Source organism: Affinundibacterium fentianense (assembly GCF_018139545.1).
Classification (GTDB): domain Bacteria; phylum Pseudomonadota; class Gammaproteobacteria; order Burkholderiales; family Burkholderiaceae_D; genus Undibacterium; species Undibacterium fentianense.
The window spans coordinates 446,518-459,159 of the sequence record NZ_JAGSPJ010000002.1 but is presented as its reverse complement, the minus strand read 5'-3'; the positions used below and the strand labels follow the sequence as shown (position 1 = coordinate 459,159).

Here is a 12,642-nt window from a genome sequence, read left to right as displayed (position 1 = left end):
GCCAAAGCATCGCTAAATTCAGGAGGCCGAGAGATCTTATGTGTGAATACGATACATAGTCGGCTGAGGAGTGTCACATAATGCTATCCCGTTTACCTGTCATTGCCATCACGGTTGGAGAACCTGCCGGAATCGGTCCAGAAATTTCTCTGTTGGCAGCTTGGGATTTACGTTCCCAGATTCGTCCAGTACTTATTGGTGACGCGGCCTATTTGGCGATGCTGGCTCAGGATTTGGATAAAAATATCCGTTTAATGGCCATCTCGCAACAAGCCCTGCGCAACAATGGTTTGCCTGGCTGTGGCAGAGATCAAATCACCGTGATCGATTGCCCGCTTGCTGCGCATGTGGTGGCGGGACAGCTCGATCCACGGAATGGCCGTGCGGTCTTAGCCACGTTGGATTCAGCGATTGAGTGTATACAACAAGGCTGGTGCGATGCGATGGTCACGGCGCCGCTGCAAAAAAGTACCATCAACGATGCAGGTGTCGCCTTTACCGGACACACGGAATATTTAGCGCAACAAACGAAGACGCCACAAGTGGTGATGATGCTGGCATGCGAAGCATCGGCACATTTGCCGCAACCATTGCGGGTAGCCTTAGCAACGACACATTTGCCATTGCGTGCAGTTCCAGACGCAATTCAATTTGATCATTTGCTGACTAGCTTGCAGATTATCCATGATGATTTGCAGGTCAAGTTTGGTATCGCCAAACCAAAGATTTATGTGGCAGGTTTAAATCCGCATGCGGGGGAAAATGGCTACCTTGGGCAGGAAGAAATTGATGTCATTAATCCTGTAATTTTGCATGCCCGTGGTTTGGGTATGGATGTGCATGGTGCTTTTCCAGCTGACACTTTGTTCCAACAAAAATATTTGAAAGACGCAGATTGTGTGCTGGCGATGTATCACGATCAAGGTTTGTCGGTATTGAAGCATGCGAGTTTTGGTTTGGGTGTGAACATTACTCTTGGCTTGCCGCTGATACGAACTTCAGTCGATCACGGTACCGCCTTGGATCTGGCAAAATTAGGTACAGGCTTAGCAGACGCAGGAAGTATGAAAGTGGCGATTCGGATTGCCGCAGAAATGGTCGCACGCCAACATGCTGCCACGAACTCGGCAACTCGCCATCATTAAGTTATTACCGCGTGCGAAATGATTCGCTACGCCATAACGCAACAACACAAATAATATGAAACACATAGCGCGAAAACGTTTTGGTCAAAATTTCCTCACAGACCAACAGGTCTTGAGTGACATCATTCAGGTGATTAATCCTAAACCGGGCGAGAGCATGGTGGAGATCGGACCGGGATTAGCAGCGATGACACGTTTGCTATTAGAAGGCTTGGATCAATTACATGTGGTTGAACTTGATCGTGATTTAGTTGCGCGTTTGAAGAAAAATTTTGATCAAAGTAAGTTGATTATCCACGAAGGTGATGCGCTGCAATTTGATTTTGCAACGATTCCAGTCAATCAAGGGAAGAAACTGCGTATCGTTGGCAATCTTCCTTACAATATTTCTAGTCCCTTGTTATTTCATCTTGCCGAATATGCGGAGCAAGTTGAAGACCAACATTTCATGCTGCAAAAAGAAGTGGTTGAACGCATGGTGGCTGAGCCAGGTGGTAAGGAATATGGGCGTTTGTCAGTGATGCTGCAATGGCGTTATCACATGGAATTACTATTTATTGTTCCGCCTACTGCGTTCGATCCACCACCGCGCGTCGATTCGGCGATTGTGCGCATGATTCCCAAAAAAGAAAAATTGCCCTGTAAATTGCCCCTGTTGGAACAAGTGGTCACCAAGGCTTTTTCACAACGTCGTAAAACCATCCGCAATTGTGTTGCGGGGCTGTTCACTGATCAACAATTAATCGATGTCGGCATTGACCCGCAATTGCGCGCCGAGGCAATTCCCTTGGAACACTATGTGGCGCTGGCGAATTTGTTAGATCTGAATCCATCGAATTAAAATCGAATTAAACGAATACACGTAAAGCTATGAATCTGACCAATACTCCAGAATGGCAAGCTTTGTTGGGACATAAAGCGCGTTTGCAAACTCAGCATTTGCGTGATTTGTTTGCGGATGATGTGCAGCGGTTTCAACATTTCTCTTTGGAGTTAGATGGCCTGTTGGTCGATTATTCCAAGCAAAGAATTGATACAGCAGCGCTGAATGATTTGATTCAATTAGCACGACATTCTGAAGTTGAAAGCTGGCGTGATCGCATGTTTGCTGGCGAGAAAATCAATTTCAGCGAGAATCGCGCGGTCTTGCATACGGCCTTACGTCACACCGACTTCACTCCTTTCCCGAGTGTAGAACATGATGTCATGCCGGAAGTCCACGCAGTACGCAAACAAATGCGCGATATCGTCGAGCGCGTACGTAGCGGTTTATGGCGTGGCTTTAAAGGCGATGCAATCCAGAATATCGTGAACATTGGGATCGGTGGTTCAGATCTTGGTCCTAAGTTAGCGACGCGCGCTTTGTCTGCCTTGCAGCATCCAGGATTGAATTTCTATTACGTATCTAATTTAGATAGCGCGCATTTAGCACCATTGCTAGAAAAGCTCGATCCGCATACGACCTTGTTTATTGTTGCATCCAAAACTTTTACGACCCAAGAAACTAGCATTAACGCACATACCGCACGCACATGGTTGATGGCTGCTGCGATGGAAGAATGGGCGATTGCTAAGCACTTTATCGCGGTCACTTCGAACCCAAGCAAGGCGCAAGAATTCGGTATTCCCGAGGCGAATATTTTGCAGATTTGGGATTGGGTCGGCGGGCGCTATTCCCTGTGGTCAGCGGTAGGATTGTCTGTGGCTTTGGCGATTGGCATGCGCGGCTTTGAGCGTTTGCTCGAAGGCGCAGAAACAATGGATACCCATTTTCGTAATGCGCCATTAGATAAAAATCTGCCGGTGCTTTTAGCATTGATGTCGATTTGGAATACTAATTTCTTGGGTGCAGAAACCACCGCCGTATTGCCTTATAACGAATCGATGCGCCACTTACCTGGCTTCTTGCAACAATTGGAAATGGAATCCAATGGCAAAACCGTTGGACGTGACGGCGCACCCTTAAGTTGTCGCGCCAATCCTATTGTATGGGGTGAGATTGGCGTCAATGGTCAACACGCTTTCTTCCAATTATTGCATCAAGGCGGTTGGTTGATCCCTTGCGACTTTGTGGTGGCTGCAAGTAGCGATTATCCTTTGCCTGGCCATCAAGCGCCACTGTTGGCGAATTGTTTAGCACAAAGTTCGGCACTGGCATTCGGCAAAACGGAACAACAAGCACGTATAGAGTTGGCGGCGGCTGGCTTGCAGGAAGCTGAGATTGCCAAATTATTGCCGCATAAAGTGTTCGCTGGGAATCAACCATCGACCACGATATTGATGACGAGTTTAGATCCATTCCAACTCGGCATGCTACTCGCGCTGTATGAACACAAAGTGTTCGTGCAAGGTGTAGTGTGGGGTTTGAATTCTTTCGATCAATGGGGGGTGGAATTGGGCAAACAATTAGCGAACAGCTTATTACCGGCCTTAAATGGTGACCAAGCTTACGATGCGCAGCTTGATGATTCTACCCGCGGTTTGATTTCTTATTTCCGGCGGTACGGGAATAATTGAAACGTGACTTTTTGTCTTGATAGGGCGGGCACAATCCGCGCCGCACATTGAATATTTGCATGGCGCGGCTTGCACGAATTTTATAAAGTCACGGGCGTATCAAATTCACGTTCAATCAATTCCACTTTATAGCCATCTGGGTCTTGCACAAACGCGATCACGGTTTTACCTCCTTTGACTGGACCAGCCTCCCGTGTGACGTTGCCACCACGCGCTTTGACCGCAGCACAAGCAGCCGCTGCGTCTGGAACTGAGATAGCGATATGACCATAGGCGGTTCCCATCTCATAGGATTCGACGCCATAGTTGTACGTCAATTCTAATTCGGCGTGGTCGGGATTGCTGCCAAAGCCTAAGAAAGCAAGTGTGTATTGATATTCTGGATTATCAGAAGTGCGGAGCAATTTCATACCCAATACTTCGGTGTAGAAATCAATAGAGCGCTGTAAATTGCCAACGCGCAGCATCGTGTGAAGTAAGCGCATAATATCCTCGAAAATAGAAAAGCGTCGATTGTACCTGTTCAGTTAAAAATTCGCTGATACGCTAACTCGCGTACGACGTGATTAAAAAACAGGCAAGTCAGCGCTGGCGTGACGGCGCAATTGCTGTTTAGCGTTTTCGTAATTAGGATAAATCGATTCGACCGTGGCCCAAAAATCAGCACTGTGATTCATCTCACGCAGATGAGAGAGTTCATGCGCAACGACGTAGTCAATGATATCTAGCGAAAAATGAATTAAGCGCCAATTGAGGCGGATTTTTCCTTGTGCTGTGCAAGACCCCCAACGCGTCCCGGCAGACGACAAGCTCATTGAGTGGTAGCTTACTCCCAACTTGCTTGCGTATAAGGGCATACGTTGATTGAAAACACGTTTAGCCTCTTGCTGCAACCAACTCTGTACTCGGTCTTTGAGTTGTTGTTCAGTAAATTCTGGTGGCAGGCTGATGTTGAGGGTGGCTTGCTCGATGTCGTGCGTTACCGCAGTTCGACCGTGATGCACAATGCGCAGATGTAAGTGCTGCCCTAAGTACGGCAAGCGTGCACCATCTTCCCAGCGCATAGTCGCCTGTAGACGACGTTCCGATTGTGTTCGTTTCTCACGTAGTTTCGCGATGATCCATTGTTGCTTTTCGCATATCGCTTGTTCGATGTCGGCAATCGTTACCCAGCGAGGTGCCGTGATACGTAGGCCGTCATCGCCAATCAAAAAGCCGATGCTACGTCGTTTTGAGCGACGCAATTCATAGTCAAGGACTTGGTCTTGAATCAGGATTTGGCGCTTGCGTGTGCCATTGGCGGGATCGACTGTGCCTGGCGGACGGTGAGGCGTGACTACTTGCTCGTTTCCGCCAAATAAATCGTTGAAAAAATCTAATTGCAATGCACGCTGCAATCCTTGGATTAAGCTTGCTTGCGCTGCAGGCGCAGCTTTTTTAGAGTTTCCAAAGGACATCACAAATCTCTCAATCTAATCTATAGCACTTGCTTGCTTAGTCACTCTGGAACCAAGCAATCAGGTCTAGCTCAAGAGTTTAGCATGGCTTTGATTGAGCGGCTTACTTGTAGACTTACTTGTAGGCTTATTTGTAGGCTTGAGGCGAGATGACCCGCATTTCTGCTTCTATCCATTCTTCGACTTTGGCCATTAAATCTGTCGCATTCATATCGCCAGGCGCAATAGGTTTTCCGACTGAGACCGTGATCAGGCCAGGACGTTTGATGAATGAATTCTTTGGCCAGCATTCGCCCGAATTTAAGGCAATCGGAATCACAGGTGTATTGGTTTCGATCGCCAGTCGCGTGCCACCACCTTTGTAGTTACCTTTTTGTCCAACGGGAATGCGAGTGCCTTCGGGGAACATGATGACCCATTGACCATCTGCCAAACGCTTGCGTCCAATCGTTACAACTTGTGCGAAGGCGTCTTTACCTTTGCTACGATCAATCGGGATCATTTTCATTAAAGAAATTGCCCAACCAAAAAAGGGAATGTAGGTAATCGATTTTTTAAATACAAACACCAAGGGACGCGGAGTCGACATCAATAAAAAAATGGTTTCCCACGCAGATTGATGCTTGGATAAAACGATCACAGGACCGTCAGGGAAATTGTCATATCCGCGAGTTTGATAACGAATCCCACAAATTACTTTCGCCGCCCAGATGATGAAAACATTCCAGCGTGCGGTTGCCCAATAGCGTTGATTGTAAGGGAGAGGCGCGAACAAAAAACAAATAGGTGCCCAAATCACGGTGGCGATGACCATCACAATCGTGAAAAGCAAAGAGCGGATAAAACACAATGCTGAATACATGAATAATCCTGAAGCGAAAGAAATCAAATGAAAAAATTAGTCGGCGGCTGCTTCTGCATTGAGTAGAGCATCCACCATCGCCGCGAGGTCGGAATGGATTTGTGTTCCCGGCGGTAAGCCGCCTTTGTTCATCGTTCCTTGACCTTTGCCAGTCAACACTAAATTCGGAATGCAGCCCATTACAAAACCCGATTGCAAATCACGTAAAGAGTCGCCGACACAATGCACACCTTTGAGCGAGACATTGTAGCGGCTTGCGATCTCTTGCAGCATGCCGGGTTTGGGTTTGCGGCAGTCACAATTATCATCCGCGCTGTGCGGGCAAAAAAACACTGCGTCAATTAAGCCGCCTACTTGCTCGACAGTCGCGTGCATTTTTTGGTGAATCGCATTGAGCGTGGTCATCGGAAACAGCTTACGTGCTACACCTGATTGGTTAGTCGCCACTACCACGGTATAGCCCGCTTGATTCAAACGCGCAATCGCTTGTGCCGAACCAGCAATGACTTGCCATTCATCAGCTGATTTGATGAAGGCGTCGGAGTCATGATTGATGACGCCATCGCGGTCGAGGATGATGAGTTTTGGTGGTGTCATTTTTCAATCCGACAAAATATCCATAAAATCTTGAAGCTGTTTCGGTGTGGTGACAGCAAGAAACAGAGCTAGAAACGTGAATGCGACAAGTAGCAAGCTCGTCACCGATATTCCCCCTGATAGGAGACTGACCACGGCGGCAATGGCGAATAGGGTAGAAAGCACATACATTACTTTTCTTGCTTTACTGTCTGTTTGCATTGAATCGACTTCCAAGACTAAGCGCTTTCTTCGTAGGGCGGGTGCAACCCGCGCCGCCATTACATTGCTCGACATTGCTTTGAGAGCGAAGCCGCGTGGGTTGCACCCGCCCTACATTTTATTTTCTCTTACGCCGCCAACTTAGAAATATCCGCCACTTGGTTCAACATGCCATGCAAAGAAGCCAATAAAGCTAAACGGTTATTACGCAATGCCAAGTCTTCGGCGTTGACCATCACATCATTAAAGAACGCATCGACACCTTCGCGCAAGGCTGCCAAGGTTTTTAAAGCGCCTGTGAAGTCACCCGCTGCATACGCGGCATCAACGTTAGGTTTAACATCGACCATCGCTTTGTACAATGCTTGTTCTGCTGCTTCTTGCAACAGGCTAGCGTTAATCTCGCCTGGTGTGCCTTCCACTTTTTTCAAGATGTTGGTGATACGTTTGTTCGCTGCCGCTAAAGAAGCAGATTCTGGCAAGGCTGCGAAGCTTTGCACTGCTTGTAGGCGTTCCACAATGTTGTCCAAGCTATCTGGGTTTTGTGCAACCACCGCTTCCACTTCACTTTGTGAGAAACCGCGTTCACGTAATTGACCGCGTAAACGGTCATACAAGAACGTCAGTACATCAGCGCTCGGATCTTTGAAGTTGGCGTTGCCAGCAAATAGTGTGGCGGCCTCAGCAATCAAGGATTGCAGTGAAATCGCCAAACGTTTTTCAACCAACATACGCAAAATACCCAAAGCATGACGACGCAAGGCGAATGGATCTTTATCGCCTGTTGGCTGCAAACCGATGCCCCAGATACCGACCAGAGTTTCGAGCTTGTCGGCAAGTGCGACGGCAGTACCCGTTGCCGTGGCCGGCAAAGCGTCACCCGCGAAACGTGGTTGATAGTGTTCGGAAGCAGCCGCGGCGACGTCATCGTGTTCGCCGTCATGCTTGGCATAGTAGGTGCCCATAATGCCTTGCAGCTCAGGAAATTCGCCGACCATGTCGGTCAACAAGTCAGCCTTTGCCAATAAAGCACCGCGTTCTGCGAGGGCAACATCGGCACCGATTAATTTAGCAATCGCGCCAGCCAGCGATTGAACGCGTTGTGTACGTTCGGCTTGGCTACCCAATTTATTGTGATACACGACGTTAGCCAACAAAGGCAAACGGTCGGCTAAAGATTTTTTCTTATCTTGTTCGAAGAAGAATTTCGCATCGGACAAACGTGGGCGGACTACACGTTCATTCCCTTGAATGATGTGTTCTGGCGTGTCGGTCGCTAAGTTTGAGACGATCAAAAAGCGTGAACGCAATTTGCCAGCCGCATCCGTTACAGCGAAATATTTCTGATTGGTTTGCATGGTCAAAATCAAGCATTCTTGCGGCACGGCCAAGAACTCCTCTTCGAAATGGCATTCGTAAACCACAGGCCATTCGACCAAGGCCGCCACTTCGTCGAGTAAAGATTCTGGCATCAACACTTGATCGCCATTCGCTTTTGACAGCAAAGCTTGACGAATTTGTTCTTTGCGTTCGGCCACGTTAGCCGTAACTTTGCCTTCTTCTTTCAAGGCGCGGTTGTAGTCTTCGGCATCAGCGATATTCACTTGGCCTGCGGACAAGAAACGGTGACCTTGTGTGATACGTCCAGCGGTTAAGCCGAGCGCGCTGAGAGGGACAATGTCTTTGCCATGCAAGGCGATGATGCTGTGCACCGGGCGTACAAAATGCACGGTTGAGCCGTCAGGACGTTGATAGCTCATGACCTTAGGAATTGGCAATTTGCTGATCGAGTCTTCGAGTGCCGATTGCAAGCTGCTAGCCAATGCGCTGCCAGGTGCGGTGTAGCTATAGAAGAAGCTTTCGGCTTTACCGTCGACGGCGAGTTCTAAGTCGGATACTCGCAAATTCGGGAAACCCAGTGCCGCGAGTTTTTTGGCCAAAGGCGCGGTTGCATTGCCATTCGCGTCGATTGCCACGGATACCGGCAATACTTTTTCACGCATTTGTTTGTCAGGAGAAGTATCGCGTACTTTGCTGATACTCACGGCCAAACGGCGTGGTGACGCAAAGCTAGTAACAACGGAATCCGCTTCTAAGAAATCACGTGATTTCAAACCATTGACGATGCCTGCAGCAAACGCTTCGCCTAATTTGGCGAGGGCTTTGGGTGGCAATTCTTCGGTAAACAATTCAACTAAAAGTGTTTGGTTCATGTTCAATCTCAATTCTGTACTTGTCTATGGCTGCGCAAAGTGCTTAAGCTGCCGTTGCTTGTGCTGTAGCTTTCGCGAGCTGTGCTTCGATCGCAGCGACAACTTCACGTTTATGTTGGTCGTCTTCTGCGCACATAGGGAAGCCCAATTGATAGCGCGCCGACAAATACGCTGCCGCGACAGCGCGTGATAAGTTACGAATACGACCGATGTAAGCCGCACGCTCGGTGACTGAGATTGCACCGCGTGCATCCAGCAAGTTGAAGGTATGGGCTGCTTTCAAAATCATTTCGTAGGCAGGCAAAGCCAAGGATTTCTCTGTAATTTCCAACAAACGTTTTGCTTCTGCTTCGTAATTGGTGAACAGAGAGAATAAGAAATCGGTATTGGAATATTCAAAATTGAAAGTCGATTGCTCGACCTCGTTTTGATGGAACACGTCACCGTAAGAGAGGCGTACAGTCTTGCCGTTTTCTTCGCGTTCAGTCCACACCAAGTCATAGACGTTTTCTACACCTTGCAAATACATCGCCAAACGTTCGATACCGTAAGTAATTTCGCCTAGAATCGGTTTACAATCTAAGCCGCCGACTTGTTGGAAGTAAGTGAATTGTGTCACTTCCATACCGTTCAACCAAACTTCCCAGCCCAAGCCCCATGCGCCCAAGGTCGGGTTTTCCCAGTCATCCTCGACGAAACGAATATCATTTTGTTGTAGATCGAGACCTAAGGCTTTCAATGAGCCCAAGTACAAATCGAGAATATTTTCAGGCGCCGGTTTCAACACCACTTGGTATTGATAGTAATGTTGCAAACGATTAGGATTTTCTCCATAGCGGCCATCTTTCGGGCGGCGTGATGGTTGTACATAGGCAGCGCGCCAAGGCTCAGGTCCAATCGCACGTAAGAAAGTACCCGTGTGCGAAGTACCTGCACCAACTTCCATATCGATAGGCTGCAACAAGGCACAACCTTGTTTGTCCCAGTAATCTTGCAATGTCAAAATGATTTGTTGAAAAGTGAGCATAGCTCTTCTGCCTTTGTGCTAATGGATGGTTTCAATTCAATGCTAAAAATTTATCTGTTGCTGCAAGGAATTGAGAATTTTATAAACCTTCGATTTTAACCTTTTTTTGCTCGAAATCGCTGGCTTTCACTGAGGTTTTCGTTCTAATTGTCCGCTTTTTTCGGAGTGGTAGGGGCGCTCAGCTTGGAGACGTGTTATTTTTATTGCTGCTGAAGTTTGACCCAAGGATCAACTTGTGGAATTTCGAAAGTTTGTCACATGTCAGTGCGAAGAAAAAAGTAAGCTCGTCATTCAAAGTTGGGAGTTGTCTATGCAAATAAATCGTGTGTGTAACCGGGTAGGCAGGGGAATTTTCCGTTTATTCGTTTGGGTTTTGATTTTGCCTTTTTGGGGCCAGTTACCAGCGACTGCACAGGTGCAGGAGCCAAGTTTAGAAGTACAGGCCAATGGCCAGATCGCAGTATGGACGAGGTCCGCACTCTTGCAAAAAGCAGTTTCCATAAAACTTGAAAAGGATACTGCTTACCAAAGGCCGATGGTTTTTCGCGCAGTGCCGCTTACTTTACTGCTGCCTGAACTTAAAGGTGTTGAAACCGTGCAGTTCGTAGCGTTAGATGGCTTTGTGGCAAATATTTCTGGCGCGGTTCTGGCAGGGAAGGGCAAGCCCTATTTGGCGATTGAAGATCCGGCAGAGGTTTGGCCTTCATTGAAGCCTGAGCAGACTACGGCGAATGCGAAGCCAATTACCGCAGGGCCGTTTTACTTGGTGTGGCTCGATCCCAAAGCTGGCGAAATTGTAAGCGAACAATGGCCGTATCAAGTGGCACAAATTAAAGTCGTGTTGCCATTAACGGCACGTTTTCCACAAATTCTCCCCAAATCAATGCTAGCTTCACAGCAAAATCAAGCAATCCGAGGTCTAGACGTTTTTCTGAAAAATTGCGCGGTTTGCCATACGGTCAATGGTGGTGGGGACGCGGCACTAGGTCCTGATCTGAATTTACCTGTTAATCCCACGGAGTACTTTCAATTGAAGTACCTTCGGCAATTAATTCGGCAGCCTTCCTCTGTTCGAACTTGGAAACAATCTGCGATGCCTGGATTTGATCAAGAGAGTATCTCTGAACGGGATATGGATAACTTAATCCTTTATTTGAAGCAAATGGCCAAACAGCGTCAATAAGCGATCACTGAATCGATGTGCGGTGAATCCATTGATTTGAAGCTCGGTATGACACCATTCCGTGCTATTGACGCCCTGATCCTCGGTTTTTGCAGTTTGTCGCAATCCGCTGGTTGTTCAGCAATTGAGTCACTACACTGCAATCATTCGAGAAGCACTTTGGGTAGTCCAATAAGCATAATCAATCAAAGGAGAAATAAAATGAAAACCAATCAACGTAATGTACTGATCGCAGTTGCTGTAGTTTTGGCTTTGTTATTTGGTACTTATCTTTCATTTGATACTTCACACGTGGTGATTCACGGTGAAGAGATCGGCGATATCGGTGGATTTGCAGGCTTTTTACTGGCATGTGTTATCGGATTTTTCGCTCTTTTCTTTGCACTCAGTGTGACCGGGTTAGTCTTGGCAGGAGTTGGTTTAATTTTGGTGGTTGTTTTAGGTGCTGTGCTCGGTTCATTCGTCCTTGCATTGTTACCACTCGCGATTCCGTTCTTGATTTTGTATGGTTTGTATGCGCTGATCACACGTAATTCACGCAGAAACCATGCTTGATCGACGGGACGGTATGCAAGAAATTAAAGATATTGAAATGCACGATAAGCTAACTTTTGTGAGGAAAACATGTCTAAATTGAACACCCGCCATTACGTCATAGCATTGGGTTTGCTTGTCACTTCAGCGATGGTCGTATTACCCGCATCCGCCGATTGGGGAGATTGGTGGGGGAAAAGTGTTCAAGGTTCAGGCAAAATTGTGAAACAAGAGAGAGGAGCGAGAAATTTTCGTGCGATTCAGATTTCTGTCCCCGGCAAGATTGAGCTGAAACAAGGTGGAACAGAAGGCGTTTGGATCGAAACCGACGACAACATACAAGCGATCTTAGACGTTGTCGTTGAGGGAGAAACATTGAAAATTCGTACGAAAGAAAAGAACCTTCAAACCAAGACCCGCACAATGCATATCGTTGTCAATTTCAAAGACCTCGACGACTTTGCATTGGAAGGTTCGGGCAATGTGAAAGCAGATAAGATTAATAGTACCGACCTTAAATTGCGAATTGGCGGTTCGGGAGAAATGGATGTTGCGGATTTACGTGCCGAGACTTTGAAAGTATCGATTGGTGGGAGTGGAAATTTTTCTGCTCGCGGAACTGTCCCACAGATATCTGGCTCGATAGGTGGTTCGGGTAGTTTAGATTTGGCGAAATTAGCAGCGAAAGATGTACGTGTCAGTATCGGTGGATCGGGATCGGTTCAGACTTGGGTAAGTGACAATTTAAATGTCAGCATCGGTGGCTCTGGAAATGTGAATTATTACGGAGACCCCCGCGTCTCTAAGTCGATCGGTGGCTCGGGTAGCGTGACGCGTAAAGGCGCACAACCCTAAAAAAGGTGAGTCATTCGTACTTTAGTTGATTGGCTGTAATTCAATTTGAGG

At 47.4% G+C, this 12,642-nt stretch carries 13 protein-coding genes; 6 read left to right on the top strand and 7 right to left on the bottom strand.

Annotation, left to right across the window (positions count from 1 at the left end):
* The first annotated feature begins 80 nt into the window (after positions 1-80).
* The 3 genes from pdxA to pgi are packed head-to-tail and all read left to right on the top strand — an operon-like array spanning position 81 to position 3,662.
* Complete coding sequence (gene pdxA / locus KDM90_RS06725; protein WP_212674815.1) at positions 81-1,145, top strand: 4-hydroxythreonine-4-phosphate dehydrogenase PdxA; 1,065 nt, start codon at positions 81-83, stop codon at positions 1,143-1,145.
* Between the two features lie 55 nt (positions 1,146-1,200).
* The gene (gene rsmA, locus KDM90_RS06720; RefSeq protein ID WP_212674814.1) at positions 1,201-1,986 is read left to right on the top strand and encodes a 16S rRNA (adenine(1518)-N(6)/adenine(1519)-N(6))-dimethyltransferase RsmA; all 786 of its coding nucleotides are present in this window, start codon (positions 1,201-1,203) and stop codon (positions 1,984-1,986) included.
* A gap of 29 nt (positions 1,987-2,015) precedes the next feature.
* Positions 2,016-3,662, top strand: a complete 1,647-nt coding sequence (pgi, locus tag KDM90_RS06715) for a glucose-6-phosphate isomerase (protein WP_212674813.1) — start codon at positions 2,016-2,018, stop codon at positions 3,660-3,662.
* Between the two features lie 80 nt (positions 3,663-3,742).
* Here pgi and gloA read toward each other — a convergent pair whose 3' ends face one another.
* The 7 genes from gloA to glyQ all read right to left on the bottom strand — a co-directional run bounded on the left by gloA (position 3,743) and on the right by glyQ (position 10,019).
* Entirely contained in the window at positions 3,743-4,147 is a 405-nt protein-coding gene (gene gloA, locus KDM90_RS06710) for a lactoylglutathione lyase (protein ID WP_189347167.1), read from the bottom strand.
* A gap of 81 nt (positions 4,148-4,228) precedes the next feature.
* Entirely contained in the window at positions 4,229-5,119 is an 891-nt protein-coding gene (locus tag KDM90_RS06705; protein WP_212674812.1) for a M48 family metallopeptidase, read from the bottom strand.
* A 127-nt stretch (positions 5,120-5,246) separates the two neighbouring features.
* Positions 5,247-5,981: a lysophospholipid acyltransferase family protein gene (locus tag KDM90_RS06700; RefSeq protein ID WP_212674811.1), complete on the bottom strand. Its 735-nt coding sequence runs from the start codon at positions 5,979-5,981 to the stop codon at positions 5,247-5,249.
* A gap of 36 nt (positions 5,982-6,017) precedes the next feature.
* Positions 6,018-6,578, bottom strand: coding sequence for a D-glycero-beta-D-manno-heptose 1,7-bisphosphate 7-phosphatase (gmhB, locus tag KDM90_RS06695; RefSeq protein ID WP_212674810.1), 561 nt, complete (start codon positions 6,576-6,578; stop codon positions 6,018-6,020).
* Between the two features lie 3 nt (positions 6,579-6,581).
* On the bottom strand, positions 6,582-6,854 hold the full coding sequence (locus KDM90_RS06690; RefSeq protein ID WP_212674809.1) for a hypothetical protein: 273 nt from the start codon (positions 6,852-6,854) through the stop codon (positions 6,582-6,584).
* A gap of 53 nt (positions 6,855-6,907) precedes the next feature.
* On the bottom strand, positions 6,908-8,992 hold the full coding sequence (gene glyS / locus KDM90_RS06685; RefSeq protein ID WP_212674808.1) for a glycine--tRNA ligase subunit beta: 2,085 nt from the start codon (positions 8,990-8,992) through the stop codon (positions 6,908-6,910).
* A 43-nt stretch (positions 8,993-9,035) separates the two neighbouring features.
* Positions 9,036-10,019, bottom strand: a complete 984-nt coding sequence (gene glyQ / locus KDM90_RS06680; protein WP_230409650.1) for a glycine--tRNA ligase subunit alpha — start codon at positions 10,017-10,019, stop codon at positions 9,036-9,038.
* 310 nt (positions 10,020-10,329) lie between these two features.
* On the opposite strand from glyQ, the gene KDM90_RS06675 reads away from it, so the two are divergent.
* From KDM90_RS06675 to KDM90_RS06665, 3 genes are all read left to right on the top strand, one after another.
* Positions 10,330-11,202: a c-type cytochrome gene (locus KDM90_RS06675; RefSeq protein ID WP_212674807.1), complete on the top strand. Its 873-nt coding sequence runs from the start codon at positions 10,330-10,332 to the stop codon at positions 11,200-11,202.
* A 201-nt stretch (positions 11,203-11,403) separates the two neighbouring features.
* Complete coding sequence (locus KDM90_RS06670) at positions 11,404-11,757, top strand: hypothetical protein (RefSeq protein WP_212674806.1); 354 nt, start codon at positions 11,404-11,406, stop codon at positions 11,755-11,757.
* A gap of 69 nt (positions 11,758-11,826) precedes the next feature.
* Positions 11,827-12,591 carry a head GIN domain-containing protein gene (locus tag KDM90_RS06665; protein ID WP_212674805.1) on the top strand — a complete coding sequence of 255 codons (765 nt, stop codon included), beginning with the start codon at positions 11,827-11,829 and terminating at the stop codon, positions 12,589-12,591.
* The last annotated feature ends 51 nt before the right edge of the window (positions 12,592-12,642 follow it).